The organism is Arthrobacter sp. TMN-50 (assembly GCF_054511125.1).
The window spans coordinates 136,988-158,018 of record NZ_JBTNDG010000001.1 but is presented as its reverse complement, the minus strand read 5'-3'; the positions used below and the strand labels follow the sequence as shown (position 1 = coordinate 158,018).

The 21,031-nt window shown below is 63.4% G+C and carries 20 protein-coding genes, 1 other RNA gene, 1 pseudogene and 1 riboswitch; of the genes and pseudogenes, 20 read left to right on the top strand and 2 right to left on the bottom strand.

From position 1 onward, the window contains the following. Positions 1-426 precede the first annotated feature (426 nt). The 8 genes and pseudogenes from ACX80A_RS00775 to ACX80A_RS00740 form a co-directional block, all read left to right on the top strand. Positions 427-1,407: pseudogene (locus ACX80A_RS00775) on the top strand (CpaF family protein); the annotation flags it as partial. Further along, the gene (locus ACX80A_RS00770; protein WP_459257764.1) at positions 1,404-2,261 is read left to right on the top strand and encodes a type II secretion system F family protein; all 858 of its coding nucleotides are present in this window, start codon (positions 1,404-1,406) and stop codon (positions 2,259-2,261) included. The pseudogene ACX80A_RS00775 and the gene ACX80A_RS00770, both read left to right, overlap by 4 nt. After that, complete coding sequence (locus ACX80A_RS00765; protein ID WP_459257763.1) at positions 2,258-3,199, top strand: type II secretion system F family protein; 942 nt, start codon at positions 2,258-2,260, stop codon at positions 3,197-3,199. The genes ACX80A_RS00770 and ACX80A_RS00765 overlap by 4 nt, the downstream gene beginning before the upstream one ends. 103 nt (positions 3,200-3,302) lie before the next feature. Continuing rightward, positions 3,303-3,482 carry a hypothetical protein gene (locus tag ACX80A_RS00760; RefSeq protein ID WP_459258338.1) on the top strand — a complete coding sequence of 60 codons (180 nt, stop codon included), beginning with the start codon at positions 3,303-3,305 and terminating at the stop codon, positions 3,480-3,482. Between the two features lie 10 nt (positions 3,483-3,492). Beyond that, positions 3,493-3,903 (top strand): TadE family protein, encoded by a 411-nt coding sequence (locus ACX80A_RS00755; protein ID WP_459257762.1) that lies wholly within the window; start codon positions 3,493-3,495, stop codon positions 3,901-3,903. Further along, positions 3,869-4,312 carry a hypothetical protein gene (locus ACX80A_RS00750; protein WP_459257761.1) on the top strand — a complete coding sequence of 148 codons (444 nt, stop codon included), beginning with the start codon at positions 3,869-3,871 and terminating at the stop codon, positions 4,310-4,312. The genes ACX80A_RS00755 and ACX80A_RS00750 overlap by 35 nt, the downstream gene beginning before the upstream one ends. Further along, positions 4,312-4,785, top strand: coding sequence for a pilus assembly protein TadG-related protein (locus ACX80A_RS00745; protein WP_459257760.1), 474 nt, complete (start codon positions 4,312-4,314; stop codon positions 4,783-4,785). The genes ACX80A_RS00750 and ACX80A_RS00745 overlap by 1 nt, the downstream gene beginning before the upstream one ends. Positions 4,786-4,864: 79 nt before the next feature. After that, complete coding sequence (locus tag ACX80A_RS00740) at positions 4,865-6,451, top strand: FG-GAP repeat domain-containing protein (RefSeq protein ID WP_459257759.1); 1,587 nt, start codon at positions 4,865-4,867, stop codon at positions 6,449-6,451. On the opposite strand, the gene ACX80A_RS00735 is transcribed toward ACX80A_RS00740, so the two are convergent. After that, on the bottom strand, positions 6,448-7,521 hold the full coding sequence (locus ACX80A_RS00735; RefSeq protein WP_459257758.1) for an NAD(P)-binding domain-containing protein: 1,074 nt from the start codon (positions 7,519-7,521) through the stop codon (positions 6,448-6,450). The genes ACX80A_RS00740 and ACX80A_RS00735 overlap by 4 nt on opposite strands. A gap of 368 nt (positions 7,522-7,889) precedes the next feature. Here ACX80A_RS00735 and ACX80A_RS00730 point away from each other — a divergent pair, with 368 nt between their 5' ends. From ACX80A_RS00730 to ACX80A_RS00675, 12 genes are all read left to right on the top strand, one after another. Further along, positions 7,890-9,056, top strand: a complete 1,167-nt coding sequence (locus ACX80A_RS00730) for a carboxylate-amine ligase (RefSeq protein WP_459257757.1) — start codon at positions 7,890-7,892, stop codon at positions 9,054-9,056. Between the two features lie 17 nt (positions 9,057-9,073). Further along, positions 9,074-10,192 carry a peptide chain release factor 2 gene (gene prfB, locus ACX80A_RS00725; protein ID WP_459257755.1) on the top strand — a complete coding sequence of 373 codons (1,119 nt, stop codon included), beginning with the start codon at positions 9,074-9,076 and terminating at the stop codon, positions 10,190-10,192. Positions 10,193-10,349: 157 nt separating this feature from the next. Further along, positions 10,350-11,054: a cell division ATP-binding protein FtsE gene (gene ftsE, locus ACX80A_RS00720; RefSeq protein ID WP_459257754.1), complete on the top strand. Its 705-nt coding sequence runs from the start codon at positions 10,350-10,352 to the stop codon at positions 11,052-11,054. Beyond that, a complete protein-coding gene (gene ftsX, locus ACX80A_RS00715; protein ID WP_459257753.1) occupies positions 11,051-11,965 on the top strand; it encodes a permease-like cell division protein FtsX in 915 nt (304 codons plus the stop codon). The genes ftsE and ftsX overlap by 4 nt, the downstream gene beginning before the upstream one ends. Positions 11,966-11,993: 28 nt before the next feature. Then, a complete protein-coding gene (locus tag ACX80A_RS00710) occupies positions 11,994-13,505 on the top strand; it encodes a peptidoglycan DD-metalloendopeptidase family protein (RefSeq protein ID WP_459257752.1) in 1,512 nt (503 codons plus the stop codon). Positions 13,506-13,593: 88 nt separating this feature from the next. Next, a complete protein-coding gene (gene smpB, locus ACX80A_RS00705; protein ID WP_459257751.1) occupies positions 13,594-14,067 on the top strand; it encodes an SsrA-binding protein SmpB in 474 nt (157 codons plus the stop codon). A gap of 3 nt (positions 14,068-14,070) precedes the next feature. Further along, complete coding sequence (locus ACX80A_RS00700) at positions 14,071-14,442, top strand: hypothetical protein (RefSeq protein WP_459257749.1); 372 nt, start codon at positions 14,071-14,073, stop codon at positions 14,440-14,442. 78 nt (positions 14,443-14,520) lie between these two features. Then, positions 14,521-14,891: a transfer-messenger RNA gene (gene ssrA / locus ACX80A_RS00695) on the top strand. A gap of 104 nt (positions 14,892-14,995) precedes the next feature. Continuing rightward, entirely contained in the window at positions 14,996-15,220 is a 225-nt protein-coding gene (locus ACX80A_RS00690; protein WP_459257748.1) for a hypothetical protein, read from the top strand. Between the two features lie 85 nt (positions 15,221-15,305). After that, positions 15,306-17,462, top strand: coding sequence for an alpha-galactosidase (locus ACX80A_RS00685; RefSeq protein WP_459257747.1), 2,157 nt, complete (start codon positions 15,306-15,308; stop codon positions 17,460-17,462). A gap of 5 nt (positions 17,463-17,467) precedes the next feature. Beyond that, positions 17,468-19,207 (top strand): alpha-glucosidase, encoded by a 1,740-nt coding sequence (locus ACX80A_RS00680; protein ID WP_459258337.1) that lies wholly within the window; start codon positions 17,468-17,470, stop codon positions 19,205-19,207. Between the two features lie 22 nt (positions 19,208-19,229). After that, on the top strand, positions 19,230-19,721 hold the full coding sequence (locus tag ACX80A_RS00675; RefSeq protein ID WP_459257746.1) for a YdeI/OmpD-associated family protein: 492 nt from the start codon (positions 19,230-19,232) through the stop codon (positions 19,719-19,721). On the opposite strand, the gene ACX80A_RS00670 is transcribed toward ACX80A_RS00675, so the two are convergent. Continuing rightward, on the bottom strand, positions 19,718-20,818 hold the full coding sequence (locus ACX80A_RS00670) for a carboxylate-amine ligase (protein WP_459257745.1): 1,101 nt from the start codon (positions 20,816-20,818) through the stop codon (positions 19,718-19,720). The two genes, ACX80A_RS00675 and ACX80A_RS00670, sit on opposite strands and share 4 nt — an antisense overlap. Before the next feature lie 121 nt (positions 20,819-20,939). After that, positions 20,940-21,011, top strand: a riboswitch (Fluoride riboswitch). The last annotated feature ends 20 nt before the right edge of the window (positions 21,012-21,031 follow it).

The window sequence follows — 21,031 nt, the reverse complement described above, 5'->3', positions numbered from 1 at the left end:
GAGGTTGTTTCGTCGGGCCGGGTCATCATGACCCCTGACGTCATTGCAAAGCCGGGAAGCTATATCACCCTACCGGGTGAAAACAGTGAGCGAACCGTCATAAGTTTCAGCCCGATCACCGGGACGAAAACCGTTCACCACGTTGAAGTGAACTACAGGTAGGCGTCAACATCACCGCCCGGTCTTTGCTTTCAAATTCAGCCGGGATCTCGGAATGATGGTTACCTCTGCTGGGTGTACCTTTCGCACCTGGTAACCAGCGCCAACGAAGGACCCCCACTAACCCCGGGGGTCCTTCCCCTTTAGTCCGCAGAAAGTCCGCAAGAAGTCCGCAAACGGTCCGATATCGCCAACGGCGGACAGTGAACTGACCCCCGGAAACTAGCGGATTACGACACCTTCCAACATCGCACATAAATAGGCAGAGAGTTCTGGATCAATTCCCCTGCAGAGATTTACGTGGCACGGTCGGGTGAGTCCGAGCTCACCTCGCTGGTCCTCTCGGAACAGCAGATCTATGACCTGGTCGAGCGGATGCTGAAGTCCTCCGGCAGACGGCTGGACCTTTCTTCACCTTTCGTAGACGCAGCCCTGCCTGACGGTTCGCGACTCCACGTGGTGATCCCCGATGTCACCCGACGCCACTGGTCAGTGAATATCCGGAAGTTCATCGCCAAGGCAACGCGCCTGGAACATCTGGTCGGGCTGGGAACGCTTTCGCCTCAGGCGGCGCGCTTTCTTGATGCGTCGGTGGCGAGCGGGCTGAACATTTTGGTGTCCGGGGCCACTCAAGCCGGCAAGACGACGTTGCTGAATTGTCTTGGGTCGAGCATCGGTTCACGGGAACGAGTGGTGACGGTCGAGGAGATCTTCGAGCTCCAGCTCCCCCTCAGGGATGTGGTGGGAATGCAGTGTCGGCCGCCCAACCTCGAAGGGCAAGGAGAGATCCCGCTGCGTAGGCTGGTCAAGGAGGCGCTTAGAATGCGTCCGGATCGGTTGATCGTCGGCGAGGTTCGGGAGGCGGAAAGCCTCGACATGCTCGTGGCTCTCAACTCGGGCTTGCCGGGAATGTGCAGCGTTCATGCCAATAGTGCCCACGACGCTGTGACAAAGATTTGCACCCTCCCGCTCCTGGCCGGAGACAACATCTCTAGCGCCTTCGTGGTGCCGACGGTCGCGTCCTGCATTGACCTGGTGGTGCACTGCGAACGCCTCCGCGACGGTCGACGACGGGTCACCGAAATTTTGTCCCTGGGCAGACGGGTTGAGAACGGGATCATCGAATCCTCGATGGTCTTCCGGCGGATTGATGGTGAACTGGCGGTCACCGCAACAGCCATGCCGGCAGCGGAAAAGTTTGCCAGCGCCGGATTCCAGGTTGCCCGCCTGCTGGAGCCAGTCCCATGACCGCCGTCGTCGGAGCGGTGCTCGGTGCCGGCCTGTTCATGATCTGGTGGTCATGCTGGGCGCAGCCAGCAAGAGGCAAGCACCCCCACCGCGGGACCCGACGGATTGAGGAGCTGCTCCTGCGTGCCGGCATCGAATCGGTCTCGATCGGCGGCCTCGTGGCCTCCTCTCTCGGAGTCGGAACGCTGGTCTTCCTAGCGGTCCTGATCGTGACCGGGTCTCCACCCATCGCAGGCTGTTTCTGCCTCTTTGGCACTTTCGTTCCCCTGGGCATTGTCAGGTGGCGGGCCCATCGACGGGCGGCGGCCCTGCGCGAACTCTGGCCCGACGTCGTGGATCATCTACGGTCGGCCATTCGCGCGGGCCTGTCGCTGCCCGAAGCGATCAGCCAGTTGGGTGAGAAGGGCCCCGTGGAGTTGCGGCAGGCTTTCGCCACATTCGCTATCGACTATCGGGCCGGTGCACGGTTTGATGATGCGCTCGGACGGTTGAAAGCGAGGCTCGCCGACCCCGTCGCAGACCGCATCATCGAGGCGCTGAGGATGACTCGAGAGGTAGGCGGCTCAGATCTCGGGCGCCTGTTGGGAACACTCGCCGAGTTTCTTCGCGATAGCGCTCGCACCCGAAGCGAACTTGTGGCCCGCCAATCGTGGACCATCAACGCCGCGCGCCTCGCAGTTGCGGCGCCCTGGCTGGTGTTGATGCTGCTTGCAACCCGCCCGGAAGCGGTCCGGGCCTACAACACGCCCACCGGGGCGGCAGTGCTGGTGGGCGGTCTCGTAATCTCGGTGGTCTGTTACCGGTTGATGCTCAGAATCGGGGCGCTTCCCGAGGACGAGCGGGTGCTGCGGTGATCGACGTCCAGGCACTCGCGATGCTGGCTGGTGCCACGCTTGGGGTTGGTCTCTGGCTAATGCTGGTGAGGCTTCCTGTCCTCCGCCCGACGCGCTTCGTGGACCGCGTCGCACCGCAGTTGAGGTCGGTGGACGTCCGATCCCGGTTGCTGAACAACCCTCCGGGGGCGCTCACGCCCTTCGGCCCGATCGAGCGGATCCTTCGGCCGGTGATGAACGACGTCGTCCGCTGGCTGGGTCGGTTCAATCCGGCATCCGCGGTGCTGGCGAGGCGGCTGGCGCAGGCCGGAAAAGAACAGCCGGTGGTCGACTTCCGCGCCGAGCAAATTCTTTGGGCAGCGCTGGGCCTCAGCGTATCCACCGGCCTCATGGTGTCGCTCGCGGTGTCAGGCAGTGTCGGACCGGTTCCAGCGGTGCTGGTGGTGATTGGTTGCACGGCGGGCAGCTACGGGTTCCGTGACTACGTCCTGTCCGTGCAGGTCAAGCGCCGCGAGGCGAAAATGCTAGCCGAGTTCCCCAGCCTCGCCGAGCTAATGGCGCTCGCCGTCAGCGCGGGCGAAAGTGCCTCGGGCGCGCTGGAACGTATCTGCCGCACCGCAAACGGGGAGCTTGCCCGTGAATTCGAACGCGTGCTCGCCGAGACCAGGGCAGGAATGCCCCTGATGACCGCGCTTCAGGAATTCTCCAACCGCACCCGGCTCACGCCGTTGGTGCGCTTTGTGGATGGCATCACCGTCGCCGTCCAACGAGGGACTCCGCTGGCCGACGTCCTTCGGGCCCAGGCGCAGGACGTTCGTGATGTGGCCAAACGCGAGCTGATGGAATCCGCGGGGAAAAAGGAGATCGCGATGATGGTGCCCCTCGTATTCGGTGTGCTTCCCCTGACAGTCCTTTTTGCCGTGTATCCAGGCATCGCATTAATCAGCCTGGGTCTGTGATTGTCCAGCCATGTACCAGAACCGACAGAAGAGGAACCCTGTGAAATCGACCCCACCCTCCCGGCGGATTCTTTCCGCAGCTCACCTGCTCCTCGCGCTCGTCCTGATCCAGGTGACGAGGGCCGTGACGAGCGTCGACGAAGACCCACCCGAACGGGGGGATGTCCCCGGGTGGGTCATGATTACCCTCATGTCGGCGGTACTGGTGGCAGCACTGCTCGCTCTGGCTGGCCCGGCGCTGGAGAACATGTTCAACGATGCGATCAGTCGCGTCAATCCCTAAGGGGCCGGTAGTGCAGGCGGATTCCGGCAACAGGACCAGTTCCGAGCGCGGCGCGGCGGTGGTTGACTTCGCTTTGATCGGCGGGCTGTTGTCAGTGATCTTCATTGCGGTCATCCAGCTCACCCTGGTGCTTCACGTTCGCAACACACTCATTGATGCCGCGTCGTCGGGCGCGCGGTACGGAACCCTGGCCGACCGATCTGCCGGTGATGCCGTACAGCGGACCGGATCAATCATTTCTACTGCCCTCAGCGACGGCTATGCCGACGACATCTCGGTCGGGGAGGTCAGCCGGGACGGACTGTCGGTCCTGGTGGTGACTGTGCGGGCGCCGCTGCCCGTCATTGGCCTGATCGGTCCCGCGGGTGTGTTGGAGGTGACTGGTCATGCCGCACTTCCCCGGGAGCCCACTGACGAATGACGAGGAGCGGGGAAGTGCTGTCATCGAGTTCGTCTTCCTCGGCCTCGTCCTGCTGGTGCCAGTCATCTATTTCGTCCTGACAATCGGTCAGCTGCAGGCGGGCTCCTTTGCGGTGGTCGGTGCCGCCGATCAGGCGGCGAAGGTCTATGTGACCGGGGAATCGGCGACCGAGGCCACGTCCCAGGCGCGTCAGGCCGCCTTCCTGGTCCTGGGGGACTTCGGGTTCGATCCCTCAGCCGCAGAGATCGATATCCGCTGCACCGGCGACTGTATGACGCCGGGTTCACGCGTGACAGTCGCTGTCCGGCTGGGCATATCCCTGCCATTCATGCCCGCTTCCCGCGGCGTGGGGGATTCAGCCGTTGCTGTCGATGCGTCAGCGACGCAGCTGGTGGAACGATTCAGGTGATGCGCCCGTTCGTCCTGTCCAACCGAGACAGCAGATTCCCGGACCCGGAGGACGGACAGGTGATGGTCATGGTCATTGGCTACCTATTGTTGACCCTGCTGGTGGTCACGGTGGTGTTGGGCGCTTCGGCCGTTTATCTTGACCGGCAGAAGCTCTTGTCAGTGGCTGACGGTGCAGCCCTGACCGCCGCCGACACCTACGGACTGGCCGAACCCCTGCCGGGTGCAAGCGCCCCGGTACCGGAACTCCACCCTGAAACGGTCCGGTCCACAGTCCGGGATTATCTTGATCTGACGGGAGCGGGGGCGCGGTTCGACGGACTGACCGTCGACCCGGCAACCGGCGCACCGGACACCAGGACGGCGCGCGTGGTGCTTACCGCCGTCGTCCACCCGCCGGTGGTGAATTTTCTGGTACCTGACGGAATTCCCATCGTTGTGACGGCAGACGCCCGATCCGAGCTCACACGCTGACGGAATTTGTTCCGCACCTGCGGCGCTCTTTCCGGGGATTGGCGGTAAAATAGTCACGTTGGATGAGGTGGTTCGAGTGATGGTTCGCTCGCTTCGGCGGATGACAGTGGCGGTTGTTGCATCGCTGGCGCTCCTGTTCGGCTTCGTGACCGTTGCGCCACCCGCCCAGGCAGTTCCCTTATATGGACACGATATTTCCTGGCCCCAATGTCCCCCCGCAGTCGGCGGTTTCGGCCTACCGATGCCACCCCTCTCAACCCAATTCGTCGTTGTCGGCTTGACCAGGGGTCTGCCCTTCACCGAGAACCCTTGCCTGGCCAGCCAGGTCACCTGGACCAAGACCCACAGCAAGAAGAGCCACGGCTACGCCATGGCCGGGTTTCCCACTGCTGCCCAGCTGAGCACCTATGGCTCTCGTGGCCCATGGACCGGCAATACCCGAGCGGGTCGACTCTCCAATGTGGGGTACGCCGAAGCGCGGTTCGCGGTCGCCAGCATGAACAGGATCGGCTTCCGGCCACCGGTGGTGTGGATCGACGTCGAACCTCGTCCAGCCCAGCCGTGGCCCGTCCGCACGACGGCGCAGCAACGCGATAACCGGCTCATCATCGAGGGGTTGATGCGCGGGCTCCGCGATGCGGGGTTCTCCTATGGCCTTTACTCCTATACCGCGGGGTGGGCCGAGATCACCGGATCATGGCGGCTACCCGGGGTGCCGGTGTGGGCCACGGCCGGGAGACTGGACTATCCGAACGAGGCGTTGGATCGGTGCAGGCAAGCCAGTTTCTCCGGCGGCCGAGTCTACCTTTCGCAGTGGTACGACGACACGCGCGACTACGACCTGACCTGCGACCCGTACGCTTTCACCCCCCTGGCCATCCCCGCGTCGACGCTGTCCCGCTCCACAGCCGAATTCAACGGGGACTGGAACAACGACATCCTGGCCCGCGTGACCGCGACGGGTGACCTGCGGCTGTACCGCGGGAGAGGGAACGGTACGGTTCTGGGCGGAATCAGCATCGGCGTCGACTGGGCCCCGATGAACGCGCTCGAAACACCGGGGGACTTCAACGGCGACGGCCCCGCCGACGTACTGGCACGTGAGGCGGCTACCGGCTACCTCTGGTTGTACCGGGGGAACGGCGTCGGCGGTTGGCAGCCCCGCATCCGCGTCGGCCACGGTTGGAACGCGTTCAACGCAATCGTGGGACCAGGCGATTTCGACGGAGACCAGTTGGTTGACGTCCTGGCCCGGGAACGAGCCACCGGCTACCTCTGGTTGTACCGGGGGAACGGCACCGGGGGATGGCTGCCACGGGTCCGGGTGGGAACTGGCTGGAACGCGGTCAACAGCATCGTCGGCCCAGGGGACTTCAACGGCGACGGTCAGGTAGACGTACTTGCCCGGGAAACTGTAACCGGGTACCTATGGCTCTACCCAGGCAACGGTAGGGGCGGCTGGCTGCCACGGACCCGGGTGGGCCATGGCTGGAACTCCCTGACAGCGCTCATGAGCCCCGGCGATTTAAACGGCGACCGCACCGCGGACGTAGTGGGACGGGACAGGCAGGGCACTCTGTGGCTATATCCGGGCAACGGCTCCGGCGCCTGGCTACCGCGAGTGCAGGTGGGCACCGGGTGGAACGGGTTGAACCCCATCTTCTAATGCCGTACCGTGATTTCGCCTATTTCCCGGAGTCGTTTCACTGCCGCAACCGCTGCTGCCCTGCCCGCACGGGTCGCGCCCAGCGTTGACGCCGATGCTCCGTAGCCCACCAGGAGCACCCGCGGGTCCTTGAGCACCTGAACCCCGGCCATCCGGATTCCGCCGCCGGGCTCACGCAATTTCAGCGATGCCAGGTGGTCCAGCGCTGGCCGGAATCCAGTGGCCCACAGGATGACGTCCGCGCGGACTTCCGTGCCGTCTTCCAACGCAATGCCCTCCGGGGTGACTGCCCGCATCGGTCCCACCGAGACGAGTGTTCCTGTTGCGATCCCGTTCTGGTATTGGCTGGTCAGCGGCAAACCCGTGGTTGACACGATGCTCGCCGGGGGGAGGCCGGCCGCGGTACGTTCGTTGACCCGGGTTTCGACCTCCCTACCCCACTCGGCGTTGAATACCCGCCGGGTGAAGGACGGTGCGCGGCGCGTGACCCAGGATGTGGTGGCGCCGGCGTCGGCAAGCTGAAGGAGGAACTGGACCGCCGATGTTCCGGCGCCCACCACCACTACATGCAAACCCCTGAATTGCTCAGCGGATACGAAGTCGTGGGTGTGGAGCTGGTTCCCCAGAAACAGTTCCCGGCCGGGATAGTACGGCCAATAGGGCCGGTCCCAGGTTCCAGTTCCATTGATGATCAGCTCAGTGTCCCAGCTTCCCGACGTGCTGACCACCTGAAGGGGCCCACCAGCGGAACCCGACACCACGTCGGTGACCGCCTCCGGGCGGTGCACCGGTAGGCCAAACTGCCGCTCATAGGCCCCGTAATAGCGGCTTACAACGGACGACGCGGGTTCGGCGGGGTCGGGCACTCCGACGCCAAGTCCCGGCAGATCGTGAATACTGTGCGCTGCGCCGAAGGTGAGCGAGGGCCAACGGTGGCGCCACGCACCACCGGGGCCGGCATTGGCGTCGAGAACCACAAAGTCACTCTCGGGGTCGAGGCCCAGCCGCCGCAGATGAAACGCGGCGGACAGGCCTGCCTGTCCGGCGCCGATCACCAAAGTTTTCAGCATTACGCCCTTCCCTCCGGCCTTAATGCTGGGCCTTCGTGAGATGTCCCCCGTATCCGTCGAAACCGGTTGGCAGTGCTGCTTATTCCGCTGCTTAGGGAACATCTGCGCAGTTGTGGTGGGTAGTTGCTCACGGAAAGTCCGACGTCGGAAACTCGTGCGCACTTATGGCGGGTTGAACACGCGTTGACCCGCCACTGCTGCACAGATGATTGAGGGCACCCGCCGCAGCTGCACACTTCCCACACTTGACACCCCGTTGGGATCTGAGGAACCTTCTCGGTAAGCGCTCGAACCTGTCATCCAGACCAAAACTGGAGCACCTGTGATGGAGGACAGCAAAGCCTTGGCGGCCCGGAAAGGGGCAGGCAATGCAGCCAGCAAAGGTGACCTCGAGCGGGCCCGTCGCACGACGCACTTTTGGGGTGGAAGAGGAGCTCCTCCTCCTCGATGAGCACACCGGGCGACCAGCCCCGCTCGCACCCCTGGTCCTCTCCAACGTCGTGCCATCCGACGACGACGTCAGTGAGTTGTCCTTGGAACTGCAGCAGCAACAGCTGGAGGTCATCAGCCGGCCGCATACCGAGCTGCGGGAGCTCGCGGCAGCAATCCATGGCGGCAGACGCCAGGCGGACCGTGCGGCCCAACATGTCGGCGCCCGCGTTGCTGCGCTCGCCGCGAGTGTCCACCCGGCCACCCTCCGGCTGGCACCTGACGGACGGTATGCCCGGATGAGAGACCTCTACGGGCTGGCGCTCGCCGACCATCTGACCTGTGGATTCCATGTTCACGTTTCGATCGATTCGGCTGAAGAGGGAGTTGCCGTCCTGGATCGTATCCGGGTGTGGCTACCCGCCCTGCTGGCCCTCAGCACCAATTCACCGTTTTGGAACGGGTTGGATACCGGTTACGCCAGTTACCGGTACCCTATGAACCTCCGTTGGCCCACCTTGGGAACCTACGAGGCATTCGGATCCGCGTGGGCGTACAAAAAGATGGTGCAGGCCCGGCTGAACGATGGAGTCATCCTCGACGAGGGCATGATTTACCTCGACGCGCGGCTGGCCCGCAAGCACCCAACAGTTGAGATCCGCGTCTGCGATGTCTGTCTCTACAGCGCCGACGCCGTCCTGATCGCCGCGCTGACGAGGGCGCTCGTCGAGGAGGAGTCCCGCAGATGGCAAGCCGGGGAACCAACACCTGCCGCGACCGCAGCGGATCTGCGGGCGGCCAGCTGGACAGCGAGCAGGTATGGGCTCCGGGGACCCTTGGTCAACCCGCTGCTGGGCGGGCTCTGCGATGCCTCGGAGGCCGTGCATCTCCTGGCCGAGCGGACGCTGCCGGTGCTGTGCGATTACGACGACGACGCGACAGTCCGCCAGCTCCTGCGCCAGGTCGAACAGCGGGGAACCGGCGCCGAGCACCAGCGGGCGCTGATGCGGCAAGGCCCCGCCGCCGTCGTCGACGACGCCGTGGATCGCACGCAGCTGAGTCCTTTCGACTGGCCGGAGTCCCCACAGCCGCCATCAGCGCCATGACGTAGGCTGGTTCCATCATGGCAAACATCGATTTTTCCGCAGAAATCCGCGCGCTCCGCACCAAGTACGCCAACATCGAACAGGTAGCTGATGTTGAGGCAATCCGCACCGACATCGCGGAGCTCAGCGAACAGGCCGGCGAACCCAACCTGTGGGACGACCCTGCCGCCGCGCAGAAAATCACCTCCAGGCTCTCGCACCGCCAGTCCGCGCTGGAACGCCTGGAAACGCTTCACTCCCGGATTGAAGACCTCGAAGTCCTGGTTGAGCTGGCGCAGGACGAGGATGACGAGGCCTCCCGCGAGGAATCCGTCAGGGAGCTCACCTCGCTGAGCGCCTCACTGGACCGGCTGGAGGTCGTCACCCTGCTGGCGGGCGAGTACGACGAGCGCGAGGCGGTGGTGAGCATCCGCTCCGGCGCGGGCGGCGTCGACGCCGCGGACTTCGCCGAAATGCTGCTGAGAATGTACCTGCGCTGGGCCGAACGCCACGGCTACCCCACCCAGGTCCTCGACACCTCCTACGCGGAGGAAGCGGGCCTGAAGTCCGCTACATTCGAGGTCAAGGCACCCTATGCTTTCGGCACCCTCTCGGTGGAGGCCGGGACGCACCGGCTGGTTCGGATCAGTCCCTTCGACAATCAGGGCCGCCGCCAGACGTCCTTCGCCGCGGTTGAGGTCATCCCGCTGATCGAGCAGACCGACTCGGTGGAGATCCCCGATAACGAGATCCGGGTTGACGTGTTCAGGTCCTCGGGGCCGGGCGGCCAGTCGGTGAACACCACCGACTCGGCGGTCCGCCTGACCCACATTCCCACCGGCATCGTGGTGTCGATGCAGAACGAGAAGTCCCAGCTCCAAAACCGGGCGGCGGCGCTCAGGGTTCTCCAGTCCCGCCTGCTGCTGCAGATGCAGGAACAGGAAAACGCCGAGAAGAAAGCCATGGCCGGTGATGTGAAGGCGTCCTGGGGCGACCAGATGCGCTCCTACGTGCTCAACCCGTACCAGATGGTCAAGGACCTTCGCACCGAACACGAGGTCGGAAACACGTCGGCCGTATTCGACGGCGAGATCGACGACTTCATCGATGCTGGCATTCGCTGGCGTGCCAACAACCGGGCAGCACCCGCAGAGTAGGCGCGCCAGCCGGATCCTGGGGTGGCCAAGCGATCAGCGACACACCGCAGCGGTGTGCCGGCAACGCGCGGCGGCGTCGCTATAGTCTAGTGGCCGGTACCTTCTTCCCCCAGCAAATGCCCGTGCACTGGCAGCACCATATGGGCGCAAAGTAGTCATGATTAGATTCGACACTGTCACCAAGGTCTACAGCAACAACTCGCGACCAGCCCTCGACGCGGTCAGCCTCGAAGTGGATCGTGGAGAGTTTGTCTTCCTGGTCGGAGCATCAGGATCCGGTAAATCCACGTTTATCCGTCTGGTTCTCAAAGAGGACCGGGTGTCGCGGGGCGCCGTCTATGTTGCTGGCCAAAACGTTGCCAACATTCCGAGCTGGCGTGTGCCCAAGCTGCGCCGCGGAATCGGTGTGGTCTTCCAGGACTTCCGGCTGCTGCCCAACAAGACCGTCTTCGCCAATGTGGCATTCGCCATGCAGGTGATTGGGAAGAGCCGGGCGGTGATCCGCGAAACGGTTCCCGACGTGTTGCAGACGGTGGGCCTTGAGGGCAAGAACAACAGGATGCCCCACGAACTGTCCGGCGGCGAGCAGCAGCGGGTGGCGATCGCCCGCGCCATTGTGAACCGGCCCGGAATCCTGTTGGCCGACGAGCCCACCGGAAACCTCGATCCCACCACGTCGATGGGAATCATGAAGGTTCTGGACCGCATCAATTCGAACGGCACCACGGTGGTGATGGCTACTCACGACGACGACATCGTCAACACCATGCGTAAACGGGTAGTTGAACTCCGGAACGGTTCGGTAGTGCGCGACGACGCTCAGGGCATCTACATCGGCGAAACTGAGGTAACAGCGCCATGAGGTTCGCCTTCGTGCTCGGTGAGTTAGGATCCGGTCTCCGCAGGAACCTTGCCATGGTCATTTCCATTGTTCTGGTCACCTTCATCTCGTTGACCTTCGTCGGAGCTGCCGGGCTGCTGCAGCTGCAGATCAACCAGATGAAGGGGTACTGGTACGACCGCGTCCAGGTGGCTGTTTTCCTCTGCGTCGACAATTCAACCTCGCCCAGTTGCGCCGCCGGGCCCGTCACTGATGACCAGCGCGACGACATCAAAGCAATTCTCGAATCCGATTCCTTCAGCGAATATGTTTCGACTGTCGAATACGAATCCCAGGATCAGGCGCTGGGCCATTTCCAGGACCAATTCGCAAACTCACCCATTGTCGATTCGGTCACCGCGGACCAGTTGCCGGAATCCTTCAGGGTCAATCTGGTGGACCCTGAAAAGTACGAGGTCATTAACGAAGCGTTCTCGTCAACGCCCGGTGTCGATGTCGTCAGTGATCAACGTGAGCTCCTGGAGCGTCTATTCACCTACATGAATGTGGCATCGGCCATTGCGCTGACCATAGCGGGTGTGATGCTCCTGTGCGCTGTGCTGCTGGTGGCAACCACCATCAGACTCTCCGCTTTCAGCAGACGCCGGGAAACTGGAATCATGCGGTTGGTCGGGGCCAGTAAAGCTGTGATCCAGCTTCCGTTCGTGTTGGAGGGCGTAATCGCGGCAGTGGTTGGTGGTCTTCTCGCGACCGGCACGCTGTGGGCGGTGGCCCACTTCGCTCTCAATGGTGTACTCGCTGAAATGTATCCGGAAACGGCGTTCATCTCATCCACCGAAGTTCTTCTCCTGGCGCCGCTGCTGATCCTGATGGGTGGAGTTCTGGCCGGGGTGTCTTCGCTCCTAACCCTCAGACGCTACTTGAGGGTTTAGAGTAATGATCAGGAAAGAAAGAGAGCATATGCCTGCCTTAAATTCTTGGTCGTTCACACCGGCCAAACAATCAGTCGCGACCAAGGCCGTAGTGGGCACCTCGGTAGCGGTAATTGTTGCCCTGGCACTGGGTTTCAGCGCTCCGGTATTTGCTGATGAATTGGATAACCGCCAGAGCGCTCTCGAGCAGGAAATCCAGGAGGTCCAGGAGTCAATCGAATATCTTGATGCTGACATCTCCGAAACTATTGCCCAGCTCCGCGTCTACCAGGGAGAGCTACCCGGCGCCCAGCAGGCGTTGGCCGATGCGCAGGGGCGGGTCGAGATCGCCACCAGCCAGGTGACAGCTTTGACCCAGCGCGTCGATCTCGCGCAGGAAACCAAGAACAAGATCAATGAACAGATGGAAGTCGACCGGGAAGCGATGGGCGAAACCCGGGAAGTGATCGGGCAGATCGCCACCCAGGCCTACAAGAATGGGGGAGTACCCTCGAACCTTTCCCTGTTGTTCGGGTCGGAAGGCTCTGGGAGCCTCACCAATTCGATCGACATGGTGGATCAGGCGCTGCGCAGCCAGAACGCCGCCTTGGACCAGCTGTCCCAGCAAAATGCAATGAACGTCAACTCCGAGGCGCGTCTCGCTGCCGTCGAAGCCGAGATCCTTGACCTGAAGTCGCAGGCCGAGCAGGCCCTCGCCGCAGAGCAGATAGCCCGCGACGAGGCGACCACCGAGAAGGACAAGGTCGACACCCTCGTCGCCGACACCTCGGAATTATCAGACCAGCTCCAGGAACAGAAGCCGGTCATCGAAGCCCAGCTCGCCGAGGTGGAATCCGCCCACGAACAGGTCACCGCCGACATCGCCGCCCGCCAGGCACGGCTGATCGAAGAAGCCCGTAAGCGGGAAGAAGCACGGCTCAAAGCCGAGGCTGAGGAACGGGCCCGGATCGAGAATGAACGGCGTGCCCAGGCGGCAGCCGAGGCCGCTGCGGCAGCCACCGCCGCGGCGGCAGCAGCGGCAGCAGCGGCCCAGCAACCAGCGCCAGAGCCGGTGAAACCCGAACCAATCACCCCCGCAGCGGTCGCTCCGGTCGTCCCAGTCCAGTCTGGCAGCCCATCGGCCTTCGGACTGCGGGCGCCCGTGAACGGGCCTGTCTCGTCCGGATTTGGGTGGCGTGCGACGCCGGTCGGCACCATCGATTTCAACGGATCCGGGGGTTACACGCACACCGGCCTCGACTACGGTGTCGGTTGCGGCACCCCGCTCTATGCCCCTGCCGCGGGCGAAGTGTGGTTTGCCGATTCCAATGCGCTCCCCGGTGCGGGAAACAGGGTTGTCCTCAACCATGGAGTCACGCAGGGCAACGCCCTGGCGACCAACTTTTACCACCTCTCCAGCTTCACCGTGTCCCCAGGGCAAAAGGTCAGTGCAGGTCAGCTGATTGGCCACACGGGCACCACCGGAAACTCCAGCGGGTGCCACCTGCACTTTGAGACGGTGCTCAACGGCAGCCTGGTTGACCCGCTGGGCCTGCTGTAGGGGCCGACGACGTAGACTGGGGAGAACCCTCTCTGTTCCCTTGGCCTGAGCCGTGGAGCTGAACCACCCGACAAAAAGGAGTTGTACCGTGCCCAAGGAAAGTGGCCGACAGGTAGTGGCCACCAATCGGAAGGCTCGGCACGATTACGAGGTATTGGATACCTACGAGGCCGGCATTGCCCTGATGGGTACTGAGGTGAAGTCTCTCCGGGCGGGACGCGCATCGCTCGTGGACGGATTTGCCATCTTCTACAACGATGAGCTGTGGCTCGAAGGCATCCACATTCCCGAGTACACGCAGGGGAGCTGGACCAACCACGCGGCCCGTCGGCGTCGTAAACTGCTGTTGCACAGGGACGAGCTCACCCGTATCTCGCAGCGGATCCGGGAGAGCGGCTTCACCCTCGTGCCGCTGCAACTCTATTTCCTGAACGGTCGGGCAAAGGTCGAAATCGCCGTCGCACGCGGTAAGCGCGACTACGACAAGCGTCAGACCCTGCGGGAAAAACAAGACAACCGTGAAGCGTTGCGCGACATGCGCGACAAGAACCGGGGCACCTGAGGTATGAGTGACGTTTTCTGGGACGCCCAGGATCCACTCGAAGAACCCGAGCAGTCGGAACTGCGGTATCGCCGCCCCTGGTGGGTGACAGTGGTTGCCTTGATCGATCTGCTCCTTCTGCTGGCCATCGTGCCGGTGGGGATTTTCGCGTTGATCCCCTTCTTTTTCCTGATCTACCTGTATCTGGCACAGGTGATCATCTGGGTGGCACCGCTGCTGGTGCTGCTGAACGTTGTGGTGTTCTGGTGGAGTTTCAAACGTAAGCAGGCAGCAACCACCGCTCTGGCCGCGCTTGGTTTGGCCTTCGTGGCGGTGTCGTTTGTGGTGGTGACCCTGTGGCAATCACCGATTGTCATGTTGGGGATCACGCTCTAAGGAATGCAGCCCGCCGCTCGGTGCGATACACTGGTAGATCCGGAGTAATCCGGGAGGCAACACTTGATAACTACACACGGGGATGACAGGTTTCGACGATGTTAGTCGCGACAGGGGAAGCGGGCCGAGGATCTACAAGGTTATCTCGTTAACGCTCCTTGTAAAAATATAAGTGCCGAACAAAAACGCACTGACTTCGCTCTCGCTGCCTAAGCAGTAAGACCAAGTCCGTCAGCCCGGGAATGCTCTCGTCCCGGATCCTGGCGTCATTTAGAGGGCCACTGCTCCTGAAACTCGTTACAGGTTTTGGGGGGACTCTTATGTAACTGAGCTTGGCAGTCACCTGTTTGCAAGATGACTGAAGCTGAGAAAAACCGACGCAAACTGCGCCCGGAGAAGCCCTGACTACACTGCATCGGACGCGGGTTCAATTCCCGCCATCTCCACGAGAAACCTTCGACGGCGCAACGTCCTTACCCCTTGGGGGAGGGACGTTTTGTCGTTAACGGGTGCGGGAGCATCGGGTGTCCCCACCCGGCCGTAGACTGGCCAAATGAACTGGACGGACGATCCTCCATCGTGGCTTCCCCCACTGCCGCCGCCCAACCGCGGCCGGGCGCTGGTCAACACCGGGCTGATCCTGGTGATTGGATCCTTCATTTTCATCTTCTACATGAGTTTTATCGGTGGAACCCATACCCTGGTGACCCTGATCCCACTGGCGCTCGGACTGATCCTCCTGATCATCGGAATGGTCCGCCGGAATGAGGGTCGTTGACCGTCAGCTCGGGTTCCCACGGTCGCCTGTTGCATCCCGACTGCTGCTGCACCCTGCGCCCACTGGTTTGAGGTAGAAATAACCTATGCACTCGACGACGGTTTTCCACCTCACCAACGGCGGTACCAGCGTGGTCATTGACACCACGACTGCGGGTCTGCCAGCCATCCTGTATTGGGGGAGCGAACTGGGCGAGACCGGCAGCCTGGACGACTTTGCCGCAGCATCCCGGCCGCAACGGGTATCGGGCGGTCTTGACTCGCCGCCGCGCTTGACCCTCATTCCCCAGGAATCATTCGGGTGGCAGGGCACCCCAGGCCTCACCGGTCATCGCGACGGTGGCGCACCGTTCCCACGGTTGGCTACCACCACCGCCTACGCGTCGGACGCCGAGTTTCGCTTCACAGCAGCCGATCCCCACAGCGGCCTCGATCTTGAGGGTATCCTCACTCTGTGCGACGCGGGCTTACTCAGGCAGCGGTTGCAACTGACGAACGTCGGGGACACCCCCTACGAGGTGGGCTCCCTGCTGGCGGTGTTTCCCGTCCCGTCACATGCCGTGGACATCCTTGACACCACCGGACGGCACCTGCGGGAACGCAGCCCGCAACGCCACACCCTCACCACCGGTACCTACCGGCGCGAGAGCAGGCGTGGTCGCCCCGGACTCGATGCGACGCTCCTCCTGGCCGCGGGGGAGCCATCATTCGGCTTCGAATCCGGTCTGGTCCACGCCGTGCATTCAGCCTGGAGTGGCAACCACCAGCTCCTGGTGGAGAAGACTCCCACCGGCGAGACCTTCATTGCCGCCGGCGAACTGCTCTTGCCCCAGGAAATTGTGCTTCAGCCGGGCGACTCCTACTCCGCACCGGACGCTCTAGGCTCGTGGGGCAGTGGGCTCAATGAGCTGGCCCAGCGGTTCCACCAGGAGCAACGGAGTAGGCCCTCCCACCCTCAGCGGGACCGACCGGTGACACTGAACACCTGGGAGGCCGTCTACTTCGACCACAACCTCGAGCGCCTTACCCGGCTGGCCGACCGGGCGGCGGCGATGGGGATCGAACGGTTCGTGCTCGACGACGGTTGGTTCAGGGGGCGCCGCGACGACACAGCGGGCCTGGGCGACTGGTTTGTCGACGACGACGTGTGGCCCAACGGGCTGGCTCCCATCATCGACCATGTGCGCTCCCTCGAAATGGAATTTGGGCTGTGGTTCGAACCGGAAATGATCAACCTGGACTCCGAGCTGGCCAGGCAGCACCCTGACTGGATGCTGCAGGCGCACGGACGGTTGCCGCCGTCGGCCCGCCAGCAGCAGGTGCTGAACCTGACCATCCCCGGGGCCTGGGAGTACCTCCTGGAGCGGATGGATTTCATCCTGGCGGAGCACGACATCTCCTATATCAAGTGGGACCACAACAGGGACCTGCTGGAAGCGGTCGGCGCCACCTCGGGTGTGCCCGAGGTCCACCGGAACGTGTCAGCGCTGTACCGGCTGCTCGAAGAACTCAAACGCCGCCATCCCGGCCTCGAGATTGAAAGCTGCGCATCGGGGGGCGGCCGGGTGGACCTGGAAATCCTGGCCCGCACGGATCGCATCTGGACCAGCGACTGCATTGATCCGCTGGAGCGGCTGGTCATCCAGAAGTACACCGGGCTGTTGGTCGCCCCTGAACTGATGGGGATGCACATCGGTGGGCCGGTCTCCCACTCCACCCACCGGTCGCATTCGCTGCCGTTTCGGGCAGGCACCGCAGTGTTTGGCCACTACGGGGTCGAATGGGACATCTCCGATCTGGGGGAGCAGGATTCGGCTGACCTTGCGGCGTGGATTGCCTTGCACAAACAATGGCGGAGCCTGCTGCACAGCGGTCGGGTGGTCCACGCGGACCTGCCGGACCCGGCCATGGACCTGCGCGGTACCGTGGCCGGGGACGGGTCCGCGGCGTTGTACGCCTACACCCTCACCGCATCCAGCACCTCCTATCCGCCAGGCCGGATCCGGTTTCCGGGCCTGGATCCCACAGCGTTGTACAGCATCGCCCCCGCGGTCCCCGAGCTCGAACATCCCGGCGCCGGCCTGTCCTCCCTGGACTGGTATCAGGCGGCCCTGTGCGGCACCCACGCGATCCTGTCGGGTCGTCTCCTCGGATCCATCGGAGTCCAGGCACCGGTGCTCTTCCCCGAACAGTCAGTACTCATCGAATTACGGCGAACATCAGCCCTGAAGGACCTGTCGTGACCGAGATGGAACAGACCCAGCCCGCCTGGTGGACGAGCGCCGTTGTCTACCAGATCTACCCCCGTAGCTTCGCCGATTCCGACGGCGACGGCGTCGGTGACCTGGGCGGAATCATCGGTAAGCTCGACTACCTGGCCGAGCTCGGCGTCGACGTACTCTGGCTGTCGCCGGTCTACCAGTCGCCGCACCACGACAACGGCTATGACATCAGCGACTACCGCCGGATTGATCCGGCGTTCGGCACCCTCGAACAGTTCAGTGAGCTCCTGGCGGGTGCCCACAGCCGGGGGATGAAACTGGTGATGGACCTGGTGGTCAACCACACCTCCCACGAACACGAGTGGTTCAGGGAGGCCTCAGCCTCCGTGGACAGCCCCAAGCGTGACTGGTACTGGTGGCGCGATCCCCGGGACGGGTTCGACGCCGGCGAGCCCGGTGCGGAACCGACGAACTGGGGATCGGCCTTCAGCGGACCGGCCTGGACGCTTGACCCTCAAACCGGGCAGTACTACCTGCACCTATTTGCCCCTCAACAGCCGGACCTGAACTGGGAAAACCCTCAGGTCCGCTCAGCCGTCTACGAGATGATGAACTGGTGGCTCGAGCTCGGCGTCGACGGTTTCCGGATGGACGTCATCAACTACATCTCCAAGGACCCCGCCCTGCCGGACGGCGTTGTCCCACCCGGCGGACTGTGGGGCGACGGCGGGCCGCACTTCATCTCGGGTCCACGGATTCACGACTACCTGCAGGAAATGCACCGTGAGGTGTTCACCGGGCGGTCGGCCGAGCTGATCACCGTGGGCGAGATGCCCGGCGCAACGGTCGAGGAGGCACGGCTCTTCACCGACCCGGCGCGTCGCGAACTGGACATGATCTTCCAGTTTGAGCATGTGGGTCTGGACTACGGCCCCGGCGGCAAGTGGGATTATCGCGGATTGAACCTGGCTGACCTGAAAACGTCCTGGACCCGTTGGCAGCAGGGCCTCGCAACGACGGGCTGGAACAGCCTCTACCTGAACAACCACGATCAGCCGCGACTGGTGTCACGGTTCGGCGATGATTCGGAGTACAGGTACGAGTCGGCCACCCTGTGGGCCACCCTGCTCCACCTGCACCGGGGGACTCCCTACATTTACCAGGGCGAGGAACTCGGCATGACCAATGTGCCGTTTGCCGCCATCGAGGATTTCCGGGACCTGGAATCGATCAACTACTTCACCGAAGCGACAACCGTCCTGAAACTGGATCCGGAGCGGGTGCTCGCGGGGATTCGCATTATGAGCCGCGATAACGCCAGGACACCGGTCCAGTGGTCGGACGAGGCCCACGCAGGGTTCACCACCGGCGAGCCCTGGCTTGCGGTCAACCCGAACTACACCACCATCAACGCCCGGGCGGATCGGGCATCGGACCGATCCGTCTACGGCTACTACCAGCAGCTGATCCGGCTGCGACACGACAGCGCCGTGGTGCGCCTCGGCGAGTTCACCCCACTCGTGGAGGACCATCCCACCCTGTACGCGTTCACCCGTACCCAGCACGGTGAGACGCTCACCGTGCTGGGTAACGTGTCGGGAGAGGACCTGGTCCTGCCGCAGGGGCTGGATCGCGGGGAGCACGTGCTGGGCAACTACCCGGCCCCGGCGTCGAACGCCACGCAGGACGCCACGGAGAACGCCGCGGAGGTTGCCGGACGGCTTCGCCCCTGGGAGGCACGGGTGCTCCGGACGGCCGGGTCATAGACGGGTTCGCTAAGCTTCAGGCATGGCCCACTATCGAGATCCCGGCCCCATCGAGTTTGACGCGGTCATTCAGCGCTCAACCGTGATTGGCGCTGCGTCGTTCGTCAAGTTCCCGCACAGCGTGCCGGAGACCTTTGGCGTAAGCGGCAGGGTCCCGGTCCGTGCCGCGTTCGACGGCGTCGGATACCGGGGTTCGCTGGTGAACCAAGGCGACGATCACCTTCTGCTGGTCCGGTCCGATGTCGAGGCGGAAATTGGTAAAGCCGCTGGCGACACGGTGCGGGTATCGCTCACCCTGGACACCAGCGAGCGGGTGGTGAAACTCGCTGATGATGTGGGGGCGGCACTGGTAGCGGGGGGCGCGGTGGACCTGTTCAGGGCCCTCCCCTATTCACGTCAACGCGAATATGCGCTGTGGATTGCCTCGGCAAAACGTTCCGCCACCCGGGATGCCCGGATCGCGAGAACGCTGCAGCGGCTGGCCGAGGGCCGGGCGAACCAAAAACCGGGTTAGCGTTCGGCGGTCAACGTTGCGCTGTAGAGATCCAGCAGGGACGACATGCCGCCGTTCTCCATGGCCCGGCGTTGGCGTTCGGCACCGGTGCCGCGCTCCCAGACCGTTGCCAGGCCCGCGGCAATCCACTCGGTATCACCCTCGGCCTCCACCGCGGCCGCCGTGTAGGACAGCAGCCGGTCCATCAGCTTACGGGCCGGCAGCAGATTCCCTGTCTCCAGATCAACCAGGCAGGCGGCCAGTCCATGCCGGGCCGCCTGCCACATGGCGGCATCGAGCAGCTCGGGGTCCGGGTTCAGGAACGGCAGGCCGGCCCTCGCCTCCCGGACAGCTGTGGATACCAGGCCTCTGACCAAAGCGGCGAGGAGGACCGAATCCTGGGCTTCGAGCTGGGCGTCCCCGGCCCTCACCTCCAGCGTGGGATACGCATCCGACAGCCGTGCCATCCAGGTCAAGACACCACGGTCAATGATGACGCCGGTGGCCACGAGACGTTCAATGCGGCGTTCGTAGTCGGCAGCGTCGGCGAAGACCGGCGGGCACCCCTGCACCGGCCACCTGCGGTAATGCACCACCCGCCAACTCGCGAAGCCGCTGTCCCGGTCCAACCAGAACGGCGAATTGGTGCTGAGCGCCGTGATCACCGGAAGCCACGGCCGGATCCGGTTCAACGCCTGCACACCGGTCTCCCGGTCGGGGACCGCCACGTGAACGTGCAGGCCATTCACAAACTGATCTGCCACGATCCCGCTGGCGCTCGCTTTCAGCTCGTGATAGCGCTGATTGTCGGTCAGCGTGGGATAGGCGGATTCAATGCGGGGGGCGGTCGCTGAACCGCTGGCCCGTACCCCTGCCTTCCGTGCCGCCGCCGAGATGCGTCGCCGGAAATGGAGCAGTGATTCTTCTGCTTCGGTCAGGGTTGAACACACCGGAGTGGCTGTCTCAATCTGGCAACTGAGGAGTTCGCGCTGGACGTCGTTGGCCTCGATCGTGGGTGATTGCTCCAACAGGGCCTGCACCTCGTTGGCCTTATAGACCGGCAAAGCGGAGGTCGGGTCCAGCAGGAGGTACTCTTCTTCGATCCCCAGCGTTGTCATGTGGAACCTTTGCCTAGATGGGTGCGGAGCGGGTGGTGCTGCTAGTGATCATTGCATCCCCGAAACGTTGACGGCTAATACTGTGACTTCTCGAAACCGCCGAACGCTGATCCGATATAGTCGAAGCTACGGCGATGGATCCCGCCGGGGCACTGCCCGAACCGCCACACTGGCTGATGGTTCCTGCCTTTGACACTCGATAGAGGCAGGTCG